The following is a 15,374-nucleotide window of genomic DNA, read 5'->3' on the forward strand; positions in this document are numbered from 1 at the left end:
TCCGGGTGTTAAGCCTGTATGCGTTCAGCGCCTTTGAGCAGCAGCGCTTTGGCGAGGCGGTGGCGGCCTGGGAGATGATGCTGAAGCTGCTGCCGGCGGGTGACGCCCGGCGGGCGGTGATAGAGCGTAGTATCCGGCTGGCGCAGGAGAAATAAGACCCTGACGGCCCGGTGGCGTGGCGCCACCGGGCCTGGCTTGTTACTGCATTCCGCGTGTTTGTAAAAATAGAATGGTCGCCGCGACGCGCGAGCGCACGTTTAGCTTACGAAGTAGATTACGAATGTGCACCTTAACCGTCTGCTCAGAAATATTCAGTACTGATGCAATCTGTTTGTTAGAAAGCCCCTGCGCCAGCTCATGCAAGACATCTAACTCTCGTTCGGTCAGGATACTAAAGGGATCTTCCTGCGCGCCAAACCGTTCGCGCTCACGCAGATATTCATTGACCCGATCGCTAAAGACTTTACCGCCGTTAGCGCCTTTGCGAATGGCCTCCAGCAGCACTTCCGGATCGCTATCTTTGAGCAGATAACCGTCGGCGCCGGCGTCGATCAGCGCGTAGATGTCGCTGGCGGAATCCGAGACGGTAAGAATAATAATTTGCGCCGTCACACCATCCCGGCGTAGCGCGTTCAGGGTATCTAACCCGCTCAGACCTTTCATATTCAGATCCAGCAGGATCAGATCGGGCTCAATGCGATTCGCCAGATCGATCGCACTCGCCCCGTCACCCGCTTCGGCAACGACATAAAAAGCCGGGTCCAGTTCCAGTAATTGACGAATACCTCGCCGCATAAGTGGATGGTCGTCCACAATAAGCACCTGAAAAGGTGTTACTTCAGGCATGCTATATCTCCTGAGTTTTATTAGAATGATTATTGTTTTCAGCGCGGAAATCGTCCAGATTTGCCACATTGTCAAGCGCGTAAATTTTACCTTAATTAGTGCATGGGTAAGTAGTAAAACCTGTGACAGGCGAGTCATTAGCTGAACGATAGAAAGGATAAAACAACCTGTTGTGAGAGAAAACAGAATACTCCCTGAAGTTGAATACTGGTCTGGACGCTTTTTTCGGACAATGTGACATAACAGAAGTGTGGCATATGTAGCTGCGCCCTTGCGCCCGTAAGTCCAGACTATCTTTACTGGCAGGAAATTCCTTATTAAAAGTCATAGCGTCTAAAGATTTTCATTATTAACAAATTATTTTAATTGAATTTATTTATGGTTTTATTAATGCCAATGAAATACATCTGAGCAGAACGAATAAACCGCGACATCTGTTAAATTAAATATTAAGTCAATAGCAGAGGTATTTTTATGCGATAAAGAGATTCTGACGATATTCTTATCATAAATGAAAATGTGGTCAGGAATGAGAGTCATTCACTTATAACTTATCCTGGATGTGCCTGAACAACACTCGCGGCGTTTTGAGCACCCGTTGGGGCGGCTCAAGGGGAGAGCGTAGTGTGGATGCTATATCAGCCGTTTCTGTGAGCGTAAGCATGGGGTAGAAAATTTTAAATATGTTATCCGGTTAAAAAACTATTGACATTGAAATGGTGGTGGAGTGTATATGAAGAGAATATTTATATATATATATTATTACTTTGTGCATTCGCATGTTCTGCTAATGATAATGTTTTTTTTGGCAAGGGCAATAAGCATCAGATCTCTTTTGCTGCGGGAGAAAGTATAAGAAGAGGAGGGGTTGAGCACTTATATACGGCTTTTCTGACATACAGTGAACCCAGCGATTTTTTCTTTTTACAGGCAAGAAATAATCTGGAGTTAGGAGGATTTAAGGCTAAGGGTATCGATGATTGTAGTAAACATTCTGGCAGCGTTCCCTGCAATAAATATAACCAGGGCGTATTGGGTATCTCGAAGGATGTGGCGCTGGTTCATTTCGCTGGTATCTATACCGGTATTGGTCTGGGGGCTTATATAAAATCTAAGTCGCGAGATGATATGCGTGTCAATTTTGCATTTACCTTTGGAGAAAAAGCGTTTCTTGGCTGGAACTTTGGGGCTTTTTCTACAGAAGCTTATATCCGGCATTTCTCGAATGGATCACTCACGGATAAAAATTCAGGGCATAATTTTGTAGGTGCTTCAATTAGTTATAATTTCTGAAGTTGAATAACAATTAGCGAGTTGCTGGCTGAAGGAGTAATTAATCACCGTACGTTGTCTACAAAAACGTGTTGTGGCTGGCCGATCATTATCGGCCCTATGGCGACAGGGAGGCTAATTGTTAGTGACAAAGAAGTGGTAGGCCGTTTACCTTACCAGAACGTTTTATTATTACTGCGACAGATTGCTTACTCATTTACCTGCCACTGCAAACATTTCTTCCAGCATAGGGTATAGATGCGCTTTTTCTGTTTTAGTACAAAAATGGTTTACGTTATTTGCCTGCATTGACTTTACGTTGACCACTGCACGGGAAAGGTGTCCGATCAGTTTATGCAAAATCAGTTCATGCAAAATAACGTCTCTGGCATCAGCTAACTTTTTAATTGCAGGCATAAAAAAACCAGCCCTGAGAGGCTGGTTTTTAAGGGGAATTTTGGTCGGCACGAGAGGATTTGAACCTCCGACCCCCGACACCCCATGACGGTGCGCTACCAGGCTGCGCTACGTGCCGACTTGTGGGTGCTAATACTACCTCTTTCCAACGCGAATGCAAGGGGAAACGGTGCTAACTGATTTATAATTAATCAGTTAGCGATAAAACGTTTCTCTTCTGTTAGCACTTGCAGCAGCAGACTGAGCTGCGGCTTCTGATCTTTGATCTTCTCGCCGTGTAAGTCATAGGTCTGATAATGACCGTTATTATTGAGCACCAGGGTCATTTGCGGCGTCGTGATTGCCAGCGTACTGCCGTCTGCCGCCGTTACCCAGTTATGGCGACGTGGAACGGTAAAGATGTCCTGGCCCTGTGAATATTCGTTCGCTGGCGTGCTGACATGTAACAGGCGTTGCATCAACGTGGTCATCACATCAGTATGATCGGTAAGCACATTAATACGCTGCGCAGGCGTCCCCGGCCAGTGGATCACCAGCGGTACTTGCAGATGTCCTCGCGACCAGTCGAAGCGATTTTCTTCCGGCGTCAACGGTATGCCGCGTCCTGCGGTAATGATCACGACGGTATTGTCGAATTTACCGGCCTCTCGCAGCGCGTTCAGAACCCGATTGATTTGCGCATCCACGTCGCTGGCGGCGCTGGCGTAACGCTTAACAAAATTCTTCTGATTACTGTCATCAATGTTAGTACCGTTAAACGATACCCATGAGAACCAGCGGTTATCTTCCTGTGCGTAGCGCCCAAGCCAGTCTATCCACTGGCTGGCCGTTTGCGCATCAGACTGCGTCTGCGCTGCCGGCATCGAGAAATCGGACAGTAATGCCTGACGGTAAAGCGGGCTGGCGAAGCCATCCGAAGAAAACAGTCCCAGTTGGTAGCCTTGCTGATTCAACGCGGTAATGAGCGCCGCAGGGGTTCTGGTGGATAACACGCCATCCATATAGCCTGGCGATATGCCATAGAACAGGCCGAAAATACCGTTATCAGTGGTATTCCCTGAACTCATATGACGGGTGAAGTCGATGTTTTGCTCGGCAAATGTAGCCAGCTCCGGCATCTGCTTCTCAAAGCGGGAATAGTTCAGGCCGTCTACGGTAATGAGCAGCACATTCTGACCGGTGCCCATATCGCGATAGTGCAAATTGCTGAGCGGGTACTGTACGGAGACCGCTTCCGGATTGCCTTGCTCTACCAGACGGCGCTGATATTCCTGCGCATCCAGCAGACCGTGTTTTTCAAGAAAACGTCGCGCCGTCATCGGATAAGAGAGCGGCAGGTTTGCCCGCTGCATGGTAATCGGCCGGTAAAAATTAGCGTCTGCCCAGATGTAGATAAGATGCGATGCGATAAAGGAGACGAAAAAGAATGCCGCAAGCGGCCTTGCGAAATGGCGGCGGCGCGTGAGACTGCGCAGCTTTTGCCAACTCCATGTCGCAAATAGCATCTCAATCAATAAGATAACCGGCACGCTAATAAACATAAGCTGCCAGTCGCGCGCCATTTCGTTCTGGTCAGGGTTGATGACCAGCTCCCAGACAATGGGATTAAGATGCAGGTGAAAACGGGTAAAGACTTCGCTGTCGATAAGCAACAACGTCATACCCGCGGTCGCCAGAATGGCTGATAAAAACCGCATCAGCCGCTGGGACATCACGATAAACGTGAGCGGAAAAAGAATAAGCAAATAGGTGGCGAACACCAGAAAGCTAAAGTGCCCGACAATGCTCAGGTAGGAGTATATGCGACCCGCAAGCGTTGTCGGCCAGTCGGCGACAAACAGGTAACGGCTGCCGAGCAACGTAGCCAACAGTATATTGAACAGAGCGAACCAGTGCCCCCAGCTAACCATCTGGGAGACTTTTTCACGGTAGCGCTGACGATGAGTTACCATACCTGTCGCTTGTTTCTCCGGAGTCGGCTTTTTAGTGCGCGTTGTCTTCGCTAATCGAAGACTGCAAGGCGCGGGCAAAAGAGTTCGCAATCGCCTGGCGTTGAGCCGGCGCAACGCTGGTGTTGATAAGGTTGGTGACCATATTTCCCAGCACCATCAGGGAAAGATCGGTCGGCGCCTTATGTTTTTCCAGTACACTGAGCAGTTCGCTCAGCAGTTGTTCAACATGTTCATCACTATAGCGGGAGAGTTGTGGCATAAATCAAAATCTGTTTGTTCATGAAAGGGCAACATATTACCGTAGCAACAGTTTTTTTTCTGCATTTTTATCCCCTAAATCATTCGCGTTACGGATAACGCCTGAAATGACAGGGCGATTGCTTGCGTCTTCCGGCAGGCGGTGGTTGAATACCGCCCGGTCTTAAAGGAGAGTTTATCATGAGTCTGGATATCAACCAGATTGCCCTGCACCAGCTTATCAAGCGCGATGAGCAAAATCTTGAGCTGGTCTTGCGCGATTCATTGCTGGAGCCGACAACCACCGTTGTCGAGATGGTGGCTGAACTGCATCGGGTCTATAGCGCCAAGAATAAGGCGTATGGCCTGTTTAATGAAGAGAGTGAACTGGCGCAAGCGCTGCGGTTGCAACGTCAGGGGGAAGAAGATTTTCTTGCCTTTAGCCGGGCGGCGACCGGACGCCTGCGTGACGAACTGGCGAAATATCCCTTTGCGGACGGCGGCATTGTATTGTTCTGCCATTATCGTTACCTGGCGGTGGAGTATCTGCTGGTTACGGTACTGAACAACCTGAGCAGTATGCGGGTCAATGAAAATCTGGACATTAACCCGACGCATTATCTTGATATCAACCATGCGGATATCGTGGCGCGTATCGATCTTACCGAGTGGGAAACTAATCCGCAATCGACCCGCTATCTGACGTTTCTCAAAGGTCGGGTAGGGCGCAAGGTCGCTGACTTCTTTATGGATTTCCTCGGCGCCAGCGAAGGGTTGAACGCCAAAGCGCAGAATCGCGGCCTGTTGCAGGCAGTGGATGATTTCACCGCAGAAGCGCAGTTGGATAAAGCAGAACGTCAGAACGTGCGTCAGCAGGTGTACAGCTACTGCAACGAGCAGTTACAAGCCGGGGAAGAGATTGAGCTGGAATCGCTGTCTAAAGAGCTTTCCGGCGTCAGTGAAGTCAGCTTCAGCGAATTTACTGCCGAAAAAGGCTATGAGCTGGAAGAGAGCTTTCCGGCGGATCGCAGTACGCTGCGCCAGCTAACCAAATATGCCGGCAGCGGCGGCGGGTTAACGATTAACTTTGATGCGATGCTGCTGGGCGAGCGGATTTTCTGGGACCCGGCGACCGATACCCTGACTATCAAAGGGACGCCGCCGAATCTGCGCGATCAGTTGCAGCGACGCACGTCGGGCGGGAAATAAAGGCATACGACATAAAAGGACGCCGTAGTGAGTAAAGGAATACGTCAGAAGCCGCCTGTTAATTTCAGTTTATTTCGGCAGGTTTTGTATGCGCACATTGTCGCATTTTTGATGATGTTGGTGCTCGGCATGGTGTTCACCGTTCTCTCGTTGGTACTGTTTTATACTTATGGCGCCAACTGGTTACTGAGCTTGTTCATATGCCCGCTGTTCTTCTTAAGTGGTTTATTCATTACTGGATTTGCTTTTAAATCAACCTGGTCCAGCATACGTTACTATTACGACAAGGGGCAGTTGAAACGGTATGGACTCAATCTTGATGCAACTTTGACGCATAAAGAGAAGGTGGAAATACGCATCGATAATGCAAAGCGTCAAGTGCGTGTAGATGAACTGGAGCTCCATGTCTTATTTGATTTTCAGTTTGATAGCAAGACATGGAGCTGCGGCGACTTACTGACCAATGAAAAGGTATTTGATGCGTTGAATGGCGGGCAAACGATACCAATACGAATTTTGCCATGGAAACCAGAAAGTGCCAGCGTTCGTCAACGGGCATTATTCAATCGGCTTAAAGGTATGAATACCGCGGCGGAAACTACAGATCCTCGATTAGGGGAGGCGCTAATTGAATATGGCGAGGTGTAAGAAAGCAGAAAAGTAAAGTGGGTTCTCGTTGCTCTGCATGTCGTCAAATTCAATTAAACGCATAAAAAAACCCCGCCGGGGCGGGGTTTTTCTTCAACTTCCAGGCGATTACGCGCGAACGAAGTCGATGTGAGTCAGCTTCGGTTTGTAAGCGTGACGCTGTACAGCCTGAGCTTTAACTTTTACTTCTTTACCGTCAACAACGAGGGTCAGAACTTCGCTGTAGAATTCAGCTTTAGCTTGCATGTTCATCACCTGGTCGTGGTCCAGTTCGATAGCAATCGGGGCTTCAGAACCGCCGTAGATGATTGCCGGGAACTTGTTAGCGGCGCGCAGGCGGCGGCTCGCACCCTTACCCTGCTCTTTACGTACTTCTGCGTTGATAGTAAACATTTAAATCTCTCTTTAATAATTCCTGCTACAGGCGACCCAGCAACAGGTAAGTGATCTGCTTTGCGTATGCAAAGGCGGGCGGGATTCTATACTCAAATCGCCGTTACATCAATGAAAAGTACAATTAACCACGTAATTCGTGCGCCCGGCGGAAGCGGCCTTCATAGTCGAACACTTTTTCACGCACCTGCCAGTACTGGCCTTTCATCCGCGCGACCACAAAATCGGGATGCCGCAACAGCGCCTGCTGCGCGACAATATCCGCCGCCGTGATCCAGCGTAAAGGAACGCCGGGCGTACAGGTATGCGGGCGAATAAATAGCTGTTCGAAAGCGGTACGCTGGGCGGGCGTGTGCAAGCGGAAGCGCTCACTGACATCCGCGCCGTCCTCGTCATAGTAAGTGATTTTCAGCCATTCGCCTTTCTCATCCTGCCCATGCTGCATCGTCATTCCGCTACAGCGCAGGACTAACGCATCCTTGAGCCTGAGCGCCGCTTTTAACATATCGTCCGGGTCGACCAGAATGGCGTCACATTCCCGGCAGCGTCGGGCGGCAATATCGTTTTCGGCATTACACTGCGGGCAGTTTTTGAAGCGAAAGCGAAAATCGCACTGCTCGCGATGGCCGTCGTCATCCTCAAACCAGCCCTGGCAGCGACGGCCAAAGTGTTCAATCAGCGTGCCGTCGGCAGTGGTTTTCCCCCAGAAGGTGTTGGCAAAGCCGCAGGCCGGGCAAAATACCTGGACAGGGACGTTATCGCTTTTTCCCTTCGGGCTACCGACCTCCGGGGCATACAGGTCGTGCGGGTTGCCTGCGTAATCAAGAATCAGGCAATCGGTCTTTCCCGGCGCAAGGCGCAGACCACGCCCGACAATTTGTTGGTAAAGACTAACTGACTCCGTGGGACGTAGAATCGCGATGAGATCAACGTGTGGGGCGTCAAAGCCGGTGGTCAGCACCGAGACGTTAACCAGATAGCGAAAACGCTGCGCCTTGAAATTATCAATCAGCGCATCGCGCTCGGGCCCTGGCGTATCGCCGGTAATCAGCGCCGCGTCTTCCGCCGGAAGCAGACCGACAATCTCTTTCGCATGTTCGACCGTGGCGGCGAAAATCATCACGCCTTTGCGCGTTTGCGCAAATTCCATAATCTGGCTGATGATGTGCGGCGTAATCCGCTGCTGCTTTTTCAGCTCGCGGTTCAGGTCGGCTTCGCTGAACAGCCCATTGCTTTGGGCCTGCAGGCGACTGAAATCGTATTGGACCACTGGCATATCAAGCCGCTCAGGCGGCGTCAGATAGCCGTGTTTAATCATATAGCGCAGCGGCAGTTCATAAATACAGTCGCGAAACAGAGCGTTGTCGTTGCCGCGCACCATACCGTGATAATGAAATTGATAAATCCAGCCTTTTCCGAGGCGAAAAGGCGTGGCGGTGAGTCCAAGCAGACGTAAGTGAGGATTAACTTTACTCAGGTGAGTGAGGATTTGCTGATACTGACTGTCTTCATCGTCACCGATGCGGTGGCATTCATCGACAATCAACAGCGAAAACTCCTCCTGGAAGGCGTCAAGATTACGCGCCACCGACTGTACGCTGCCGAACACGACTTTGCCCTGACTCTCTTTACGTTTGAGTCCGGCGGCGAAAATATCCGCTTCCAGCCCCAGCGCGCAATATTTGGCGTGGTTCTGCGCGACCAGCTCTTTCACATGCGCCAGCACCAGTACCCGTCCGCGGGCGACGCGCGCCAGTTCGGCGATCACCAGGCTTTTACCTGCGCCGGTCGGCAGAACAATCACGGCGGGCGTACGGTGGCGGCGAAAGTGGCTGAGCGTGGCGTCTACGGCTTCTTGCTGGTAGGGGCGGAGTGTAAAAATCATGGTCTCACTACGTTAAACGCTTCCGGGAATAGTATGCCATGAATCATTTCCCTTGAGGGATATAGTTAGCCCGCTATACTGAGCGGATAGCAATTCCCTTTTTTCGGGTAGAATGCCCGATTTCCGTATTATTACAGGCTAAATCACACACATGCGACTTGATAAATTTATCGCTCAGCAGCTTGGCGTCAGCCGCGCTATTGCCGGGCGTGAAATTCGTGGTAACCGCGTTACCGTCGATGGCGACATCATTAAAAATGCGGCCTTCAAACTGCTCCCGGAACATGCGGTTGCGTATGACGGCAATCCCTTAGCGCAGCAACACGGGCCACGCTATTTTATGCTTAACAAGCCGCAGGGATACGTTTGTTCAACCGATGATCCCGATCATCCAACGGTGCTGTATTTCCTGGATGAGCCGGTGGCGTATAAGCTGCATGCCGCAGGACGTCTGGATATCGATACTACCGGTCTGGTGTTAATGACAGATGACGGTCAGTGGTCGCACCGCATTACGTCGCCGCGCCATCACTGTGAAAAAACCTATCTGGTGACCCTGGAGTCGCCGGTGGCCGACGATACGGCAGCGCAATTTGCGAAAGGCGTGCAGTTGCATAATGAAAAAGATCTCACTAAACCCGCTACGCTGGAGGTGATAACGCCTGTGCAGGTCCGGCTGACCATCAGCGAAGGCCGTTATCATCAGGTGAAGCGGATGTTTGCCGCAGTAGGCAATCACGTTGTGGAACTGCACCGCGAACGGATTGGCGCCATTACGCTGGATGAGAATCTGGCTCCCGGCGAGTACCGCCCGTTGACTGAAGAAGAAATTGCCAGCGTCGGCTAACTATCTCGTTAAATTCAGGAGTTCGATGTGACCACCCGGCAGCACTCTTCCTTTGCTATTGTCTTTATTCTTGGCCTGTTGGCCATGTTAATGCCGCTGTCGATTGATATGTATCTTCCAGCGCTGCCGGTGATTTCTGCGCAATTCGGCGTGCCTGCCGGTAGCGCGCAGATGACGCTCAGCACCTATATTCTGGGGTTTGCGCTGGGTCAGCTTATCTATGGACCGATGGCGGATAGCCTCGGGCGTAAGCCGGTCATCCTGGGCGGGACGCTGGTATTTGCCGCTGCGGCGGTCGCCTGTGCGTTGGCGCAGACTATCGATCAACTGATCGTGATGCGTTTTTTCCACGGTTTGGCGGCCGCGGCGGCAAGCGTCGTCATCAATGCGCTGATGCGGGATATTTATCCAAAGGAAGAGTTTTCGCGCATGATGTCATTTGTCATGCTGGTCACTACGATAGCGCCGTTAATGGCGCCCATTGTTGGCGGCTGGGTGTTGGTATGGTTAAGCTGGCACTATATCTTCTGGATACTGGCCATTGCGGCGATTCTGGCGTCAGTCATGATCTTTGCTCTGATTAAAGAGACGCTGCCCGTTGAGCGGCGTCAGCCTTTTCATATTCGTACCACAATAGGTAACTTTGCCGCGTTGTTTCGCCACAAACGCGTACTGAGCTATATGCTGGCGAGCGGGTTTAGTTTTGCCGGTATGTTCTCTTTTTTGAGCGCGGGGCCGTTTGTTTATATCGAAATTAATCATGTTCCGCCGCAGGATTTCGGCTACTACTTCGCGTTGAACATCGTATTTCTGTTTGTGATGACGATTATCAACAGCCGTTTTGTCAGACGGGTAGGGGCGCTAAACATGTTTCGGGCCGGGCTATGGATTCAGTTTGCGATGGCGGTGTGGATGGTTTTCAGCGCGCTGATGGGCATTGGATTCTGGGCGCTGGTGGTTGGCGTTGCGGCGTTTGTCGGCTGTGTGTCGATGGTTTCGTCCAATGCGATGGCGGTCATTTTGGATGAGTTTCCGCATATGGCCGGAACGGCGTCTTCGTTGGCGGGCACTTTCCGCTTTGGTATTGGCGCTATCGTCGGCGCGTTGCTGTCGCTGGCTACCTTTAACAGTGCGTGGCCGATGATCTGGTCGATTGCGCTTTGCGCCGCCTGTTCCATTCTGTTTTATCTCTACGCCAGCCGTCCCAAAAAACGGTGAAGGGTGCGGTGTCCCTCAATGGCGCCGAAGAATGCGCAGGCGGCGTTGGGGGGCGCTATCCGCTACACGATGGCAAAGCCAAACGGCTTTCATAGTTGATGTATATCAATTACCAATTCATCATTTTCCTCCTTTATGTTTATTTTATGTAAAATCCATTTATGTAAAAAGTCACATCATTGTAGTTAAAAAGGTTGAGTTAGATCGCAGAAACGGGTACATATAGCCCGCCGCTATCTCCGCGTCGGTAAAACTATTTTAACTCCCGCTTGCTGTAGAGCCACTGACGGAGAGAAGGGCGTTAGCAATCTGTTTAAGGACGGGTTGTCAATGATGTGTTAATATAAATGTAAGTAAATTGTGAAGTAATTGTGCTTCCGGGGAAAGAAAGTGAATACATTACAGCTCTCAATTGTTCACCGTCTGCCGCAAAACTATCGCTGGTCGGCGGGTTTTGCGGGGTCAAAGGTTGAACCGATTCCGCAAAACGGGCAGAGCACCGAGAATAGTCTGGTGGCGCTTAAACTGTTGAGTCCGGCAGGCGATAGCGCGTGGTCAGTGATGCATAAGCTCAGCCAGGCGCTAAGCGATATTGAAGTTCCTTGCTCCGTGCTGGAATGCGAAGGGGAACCGTGCCTGTTCGTTAATCGTCAGGATGAGTTTGCCGCCACCTGTCGGCTGAAAAATTTCGGCGTGGCGATAGCGGAACCTTTTTCTAACAATAATCCTTTTTAGGCGTCAGCTTAACGCGAGTAGCTGACGCGTATAGGCCTGTTGCGGTGCGGTAAACACGCGCTCGCATTGCCCCTGTTCAACCACCTCCCCCTGCCGCAGCACGATAACCTGATGGCACAGCGTGCGTACTACATGCAGATCGTGGCTAATGAAGATATAGGCCAGACGGTGCTTTTGCTGGAGCGATTTCAGGAGGGCAAGAATCTGCGCCTGAACGGTTTTATCCAGCGATGAGGTCGGTTCATCCAGAATAATAAGCGACGGTTTTAAAATCAGCGCCCTGGCGACGGCGATACGTTGACGCTGGCCGCCGGAAAACTCAGCGGGGTAACGATGCCGTGTTTCCGGGTCCAGGCCGACTTCCATCATGACCGCTTTCACCTGCTGTTCGCGCTGCGCGCCTGAAAGCGTAGGCTGGTGGACGCGCAGGCCTTCTTCGATAATTTGCAACACGTTTAAACGCGGGTTTAGCGATGAGTTCGGGTCCTGGAATACGACCTGGATACGGTGGCGAACAGGTAAAAGCTGGCGGCGGTTTAACGTATCCAGCGATTGACCGTCAAATACGATGCGGCCTTCGGAGCGGATAAGCCGTAACAGCGCCAGACCGGTGGTGCTTTTTCCCGATCCTGACTCGCCGACCAGACCCAGCGTTTCGCCTGGATGCAGGGTGAAACTGATATTGTTAACCACCACATTATGATCCACGACGCGCTTCAGAATGCCTTTGCGGATCGGGAAGGCGACGCGCAGCCTGTCCACTTCCAGCAACGGCGTCTGCCCGGCGGGGAGCGGAACCGGATCGCCAGTGGGTTCGCTGTTGAGTAGTTTTTGCGTGTACGGATGGGGCGGCGCGGAGAGCAGCGTGTCGGCGCGTTGGTTCTCTACGCACTTGCCGTGTTGCATTACCGCCACTGAATCCGCCAGTTTTTTTACAATGCTGAGGTTATGGGTGATAAACAGCAATCCCATATTGAGCTCGCGCTGGAGTTCCCGCAGTAGAGATAAAATCTGCGCCTGTACGGAGACGTCGAGGGCGGTGGTCGGCTCATCGGCGATCAGTAATTCCGGCCGTGTTAACAGCGCCATGGCTATCATGACGCGCTGGCGTTCGCCGCCGGAAAGCTGATGAGGGTAATCGCGCAGACGCTGGCTCGCCTGGCGGATACCGACCCGATCCAGACAACCGATCATCTCCGCTCTTGCCGCCTCCCGACGCATTCCCCGATGGAGCGACAGCACTTCATAGAGCTGTTTTTCCAGCGTATGCAGCGGGTTAAGTGAAACCATCGGTTCCTGAAAAATCATGGCGATTTTATTGCCGTGCACGCCGCGTAGCGTCTGCTCGCTGGCATGAAGCAATGATTCGCCGTGAAAGCGAATATCGCCGGAGAGGTAGACGGCGGGAGGGGTAGGCAAAAGACGCAGAATGGAAAGCGCCGTCACGCTTTTTCCTGACCCGGACTCGCCGACCAGCGCCAGCGTTTCCCCGGCGTTCACCTGTAACGAAATGGCGTTAACGACAGGGCGCACGTGCTGTTGCTGACGGAAACCTACCGATAAATTTTCAATCGCAAGCAATGGAGATGTCATCTTATACCGCCTTAGCAGGATCAAAGGCGTCGCGTACCGCTTCGCCGATAAAAATCAGCAGCGATAGCAGAATGGCGACAGACAGAAAGGCGGCGATCCCCAGCCAGGGAGCCTGTAAGTTGTTTTTCCCCTGTAAAAGAAGTTCGCCGAGAGAAGGGGAGCCAAGCGGCAGACCGAATCCCAGAAAATCCAGCGACGTCAGGGTGGTGATGGAGCTACATAAAATGAACGGTAAAAATGTCAGGGTAGCGACCATCGCATTAGGCAACATATGGCGCAGGATAATGTCACGATCGCTGACGCCAAGCGCCTGCGCGGCGCGGATATAGTCAAAATTGCGGGTCCGTAAAAACTCGGCGCGCACCACGCCCACCAGACTCATCCAGCCAAACAGTACGGTTATGGCCAGCAGCCACCAGAAGTTAGGCTGCACTACGCTGGAAAGTAAAATAATCAGAAACAGGGTCGGCATCCCCGACCAGACTTCGATGAGACGTTGCCCCCATAAATCGACTTTGCCGCCATAATAGCCCTGTAGCGCGCCCGCCAGTACGCCCATGACGCTGGAGCAAATCGTTAACATCAGGCCAAATAAAATAGAAATGCGGGTGCCGTACAGGATGCGGGCGAAAACGTCGCCGCCATTCGCATCGGTGCCCAGCCAGTTTTTCGCCGAAGGCGGGGAGGGGAAAGGCTGCGTGGTGGCAAAATTAATGGTATTGGCGCCAAAGCGTACGGGGGCCCACAACACCCAGCCCCGATTCTCAAGCTGCCGTTGTAGCCAGGGGGCCTGATAGTCTGCCGTTGTCGCCAGCGGGCCGCCGAAATCGCGCTCGCTGTAATTTTTTACCAGCGGAAAATACCACTGGCCTTCATAGCGCACCAGCAATGGCTTATCGTTAGCAATCAGTTCCGCGCATAAGCTCAGGCTGAACACGACCAGGAAAATCCATAGTGACCAGTAGCCCCGGCGATTATGGCGGAAACGCGCCCAGCGGGCCTGATTGACCGGGCTTAATCGCGGCATTATCGTCCCTCAAAATCAATGCGTGGATCGACCAGCGTATAGCTGATATCGCTCAGGATATTCAGTAATAAGCCAATCAGGGTAAAGATATAAAGCGTGCCGAACATCACCGGATAGTCGCGCGAAACGGTTGCTTCATAACCCAGCAGCCCCAGGCCGTTGAGCGAGAACATGACTTCAATTAGCAACGAGCCGGTGAAAAACATACTGATAAAAGTGGCGGGAAACCCGGCGATCACCAGCAGCATGGCGTTACGAAAAACATGTTTCCAGAGAATGTTTTTTTCACTCACGCCTTTAGCGCGAGCGGTAACGACATACTGTTTACGCACCTCGTCGAGAAACGAATTTTTCGTCAGCATCGTCAGGGCGGCAAAACCGCCGATGACGGTCGCCAACACCGGCAGCGTAATATGCCACAAATAATCGGTGATTTTCTGGTACCACGGTAACGTGTCAAAGTTGGCGGAGACCAGGCCACGTAGCGGAAAGATATCGTAGTAGCTGCCGCCGGCAAAAAAGACGATTAATAAAATAGCGAACAGAAAGGCGGGGATCGCATAACCAATAATGATAAACGCGCTGCTCCACACATCAAAGCGACTGCCGTTATGGACGGCTTTGCGAATCCCCAGCGGGATAGACACCAGATAAATAATCAGCGTGCTCCATAATCCCAGGGTAATGGAGACGGGAAGGCTATCTTTGATCAGCGTTAGTACGGATGCGCTGCGAAACAGACTGTCGCCGAAGTCAAAAGAGAGATAGTCCCGTAGCATCTTGAAATAACGCTCATGCAGCGGTTTGTCGAAGCCGTAGCGATGGGTGATCTCCGCGATCACCTCCGGATCGAGTCCCCGGCCGCCGCGATAATGGCTGTCGCTGATATTGCCGACGCCGGTTTGCGCATGACTGGCGCGAACGCCTTCGCCGCTGGCGCCGGGCAACGCGCCGCCCTGACCAAATTCAATCGCGGCAATAGCCTGATCGACAGGGCCGCCGGGAGCGATCTGCACGATAAAAAAGTTAATGGTAATAATGGCCCATAGCGTGGGGATCACCAGTAACAGACGGCGGATAAGATAGGCGCCCATT

General features: G+C 51.7%; 15 protein-coding genes, 1 tRNA gene and 2 pseudogenes. 7 read left to right on the plus strand and 11 right to left on the minus strand.

From position 1 onward, the window contains the following. A pseudogene (locus J4685_RS17940) lies at positions 1 to 155 on the plus strand (cytochrome C biogenesis protein); the annotation flags it as partial. 43 nt (positions 156 to 198) lie between these two features. Here J4685_RS17940 and narP read toward each other — a convergent pair. Further along, the gene (gene narP, locus J4685_RS17945) at positions 199 to 846 is read right to left on the minus strand and encodes a nitrate/nitrite response regulator protein NarP (RefSeq protein WP_001115500.1); all 648 of its coding nucleotides are present in this window, start codon (positions 844 to 846) and stop codon (positions 199 to 201) included. 711 nt (positions 847 to 1,557) lie between these two features. On the opposite strand from narP, the gene pagL reads away from it, so the two are divergent. After that, positions 1,558 to 2,139, plus strand: coding sequence for a lipid A 3-O-deacylase PagL (gene pagL, locus J4685_RS17950; protein WP_023211878.1), 582 nt, complete (start codon positions 1,558 to 1,560; stop codon positions 2,137 to 2,139). A 192-nt stretch (positions 2,140 to 2,331) separates the two neighbouring features. On the opposite strand, the gene J4685_RS17955 is transcribed toward pagL, so the two are convergent. From J4685_RS17955 to J4685_RS17970, 5 genes and pseudogenes are all read right to left on the minus strand, one after another. Next, positions 2,332 to 2,535, minus strand: coding sequence for a DinI-like family protein (locus J4685_RS17955; protein ID WP_001110925.1), 204 nt, complete (start codon positions 2,533 to 2,535; stop codon positions 2,332 to 2,334). Then, a pseudogene (locus J4685_RS22610) lies at positions 2,529 to 2,621 on the minus strand (hypothetical protein); the annotation flags it as partial. The gene J4685_RS17955 and the pseudogene J4685_RS22610, both read right to left, overlap by 7 nt. Next, positions 2,577 to 2,653: transfer RNA gene (locus J4685_RS17960), tRNA-Pro, on the minus strand. The pseudogene J4685_RS22610 and the gene J4685_RS17960, both read right to left, overlap by 45 nt. A 73-nt stretch (positions 2,654 to 2,726) precedes the next feature. Further along, a complete protein-coding gene (gene yejM, locus J4685_RS17965) occupies positions 2,727 to 4,487 on the minus strand; it encodes an LPS biosynthesis-modulating metalloenzyme YejM (protein ID WP_000256154.1) in 1,761 nt (586 codons plus the stop codon). Between the two features lie 31 nt (positions 4,488 to 4,518). Then, positions 4,519 to 4,746, minus strand: a complete 228-nt coding sequence (locus tag J4685_RS17970) for a YejL family protein (RefSeq protein WP_001135904.1) — start codon at positions 4,744 to 4,746, stop codon at positions 4,519 to 4,521. Between the two features lie 179 nt (positions 4,747 to 4,925). Here J4685_RS17970 and yejK point away from each other — a divergent pair, with 179 nt between their 5' ends. Both yejK and J4685_RS17980 read left to right on the plus strand, forming a co-directional pair. Beyond that, a complete protein-coding gene (yejK, locus tag J4685_RS17975) occupies positions 4,926 to 5,933 on the plus strand; it encodes a nucleoid-associated protein YejK (RefSeq protein WP_000050806.1) in 1,008 nt (335 codons plus the stop codon). A gap of 27 nt (positions 5,934 to 5,960) precedes the next feature. Continuing rightward, the gene (locus J4685_RS17980) at positions 5,961 to 6,581 is read left to right on the plus strand and encodes a hypothetical protein (RefSeq protein ID WP_000033428.1); all 621 of its coding nucleotides are present in this window, start codon (positions 5,961 to 5,963) and stop codon (positions 6,579 to 6,581) included. Positions 6,582 to 6,689: 108 nt separating this feature from the next. Here the strand turns inward: J4685_RS17980 and rplY are convergent, their stop codons facing one another. Continuing rightward, a complete protein-coding gene (rplY, locus tag J4685_RS17985) occupies positions 6,690 to 6,974 on the minus strand; it encodes a 50S ribosomal protein L25 (protein WP_000494192.1) in 285 nt (94 codons plus the stop codon). 124 nt (positions 6,975 to 7,098) lie between these two features. After that, complete coding sequence (locus J4685_RS17990; RefSeq protein WP_000578125.1) at positions 7,099 to 8,859, minus strand: DEAD/DEAH box helicase; 1,761 nt, start codon at positions 8,857 to 8,859, stop codon at positions 7,099 to 7,101. Positions 8,860 to 9,010: 151 nt separating this feature from the next. Between J4685_RS17990 and rsuA the strand changes: the two genes are divergently transcribed. From rsuA to J4685_RS18005, 3 genes are all read left to right on the plus strand, one after another. Beyond that, the gene (gene rsuA, locus J4685_RS17995; RefSeq protein ID WP_001234835.1) at positions 9,011 to 9,706 is read left to right on the plus strand and encodes a 16S rRNA pseudouridine(516) synthase RsuA; all 696 of its coding nucleotides are present in this window, start codon (positions 9,011 to 9,013) and stop codon (positions 9,704 to 9,706) included. A gap of 27 nt (positions 9,707 to 9,733) precedes the next feature. Then, positions 9,734 to 10,924 (plus strand): Bcr/CflA family multidrug efflux MFS transporter, encoded by a 1,191-nt coding sequence (locus tag J4685_RS18000; RefSeq protein ID WP_000213347.1) that lies wholly within the window; start codon positions 9,734 to 9,736, stop codon positions 10,922 to 10,924. 390 nt (positions 10,925 to 11,314) lie between these two features. Continuing rightward, positions 11,315 to 11,659 carry a YejG family protein gene (locus J4685_RS18005; protein WP_001094639.1) on the plus strand — a complete coding sequence of 115 codons (345 nt, stop codon included), beginning with the start codon at positions 11,315 to 11,317 and terminating at the stop codon, positions 11,657 to 11,659. 3 nt (positions 11,660 to 11,662) lie between these two features. Here the strand turns inward: J4685_RS18005 and yejF are convergent, their stop codons facing one another. Genes yejF through J4685_RS18020 form a run of 3 tightly spaced genes read right to left on the minus strand, consistent with a single transcriptional unit; the run spans position 11,663 to position 15,373 of the window. Then, positions 11,663 to 13,252 (minus strand): microcin C ABC transporter ATP-binding protein YejF, encoded by a 1,590-nt coding sequence (yejF, locus tag J4685_RS18010; RefSeq protein ID WP_000203605.1) that lies wholly within the window; start codon positions 13,250 to 13,252, stop codon positions 11,663 to 11,665. Between the two features lies 1 nt (position 13,253). Continuing rightward, positions 13,254 to 14,279 (minus strand): ABC transporter permease, encoded by a 1,026-nt coding sequence (locus tag J4685_RS18015; RefSeq protein ID WP_001137756.1) that lies wholly within the window; start codon positions 14,277 to 14,279, stop codon positions 13,254 to 13,256. Beyond that, positions 14,279 to 15,373, minus strand: coding sequence for a microcin C ABC transporter permease YejB (locus tag J4685_RS18020; RefSeq protein ID WP_000501623.1), 1,095 nt, complete (start codon positions 15,371 to 15,373; stop codon positions 14,279 to 14,281). Before J4685_RS18020 ends, J4685_RS18015 begins: the two co-directional genes overlap by 1 nt. Between the last annotated feature and the right edge of the window lies 1 nt (position 15,374).

It is taken from the genome of Salmonella sp. 32100201201700099SM, assembly GCF_017572645.1.
Taxonomy (GTDB): Bacteria; Pseudomonadota; Gammaproteobacteria; order Enterobacterales; family Enterobacteriaceae; genus Salmonella; species Salmonella enterica.

Bases quoted from the DNA above. Each gene is read 5' to 3' on its own strand.
- narP (WP_001115500.1), bottom strand. From the start codon at position 846: ATGCCTGAAGTAACACCTTTTCAGGTGCTTATTGTGGACGACCATCCA.
- J4685_RS17955 (WP_001110925.1), bottom strand. From the start codon at position 2,535: ATGCCTGCAATTAAAAAGTTAGCTGATGCCAGAGACGTTATTTTGCAT.
- yejM (WP_000256154.1), bottom strand. From the start codon at position 4,487: ATGGTAACTCATCGTCAGCGCTACCGTGAAAAAGTCTCCCAGATGGTT.
- J4685_RS17970 (WP_001135904.1), bottom strand. From the start codon at position 4,746: ATGCCACAACTCTCCCGCTATAGTGATGAACATGTTGAACAACTGCTG.
- yejK (WP_000050806.1), top strand. From the start codon at position 4,926: ATGAGTCTGGATATCAACCAGATTGCCCTGCACCAGCTTATCAAGCGC.
- rplY (WP_000494192.1), bottom strand. From the start codon at position 6,974: ATGTTTACTATCAACGCAGAAGTACGTAAAGAGCAGGGTAAGGGTGCG.
- J4685_RS17990 (WP_000578125.1), bottom strand. From the start codon at position 8,859: ATGATTTTTACACTCCGCCCCTACCAGCAAGAAGCCGTAGACGCCACG.
- rsuA (WP_001234835.1), top strand. From the start codon at position 9,011: ATGCGACTTGATAAATTTATCGCTCAGCAGCTTGGCGTCAGCCGCGCT.
- yejF (WP_000203605.1), bottom strand. From the start codon at position 13,252: ATGACATCTCCATTGCTTGCGATTGAAAATTTATCGGTAGGTTTCCGT.
- J4685_RS18015 (WP_001137756.1), bottom strand. From the start codon at position 14,279: ATGCCGCGATTAAGCCCGGTCAATCAGGCCCGCTGGGCGCGTTTCCGC.
- J4685_RS18020 (WP_000501623.1), bottom strand. From the start codon at position 15,373: ATGGGCGCCTATCTTATCCGCCGTCTGTTACTGGTGATCCCCACGCTA.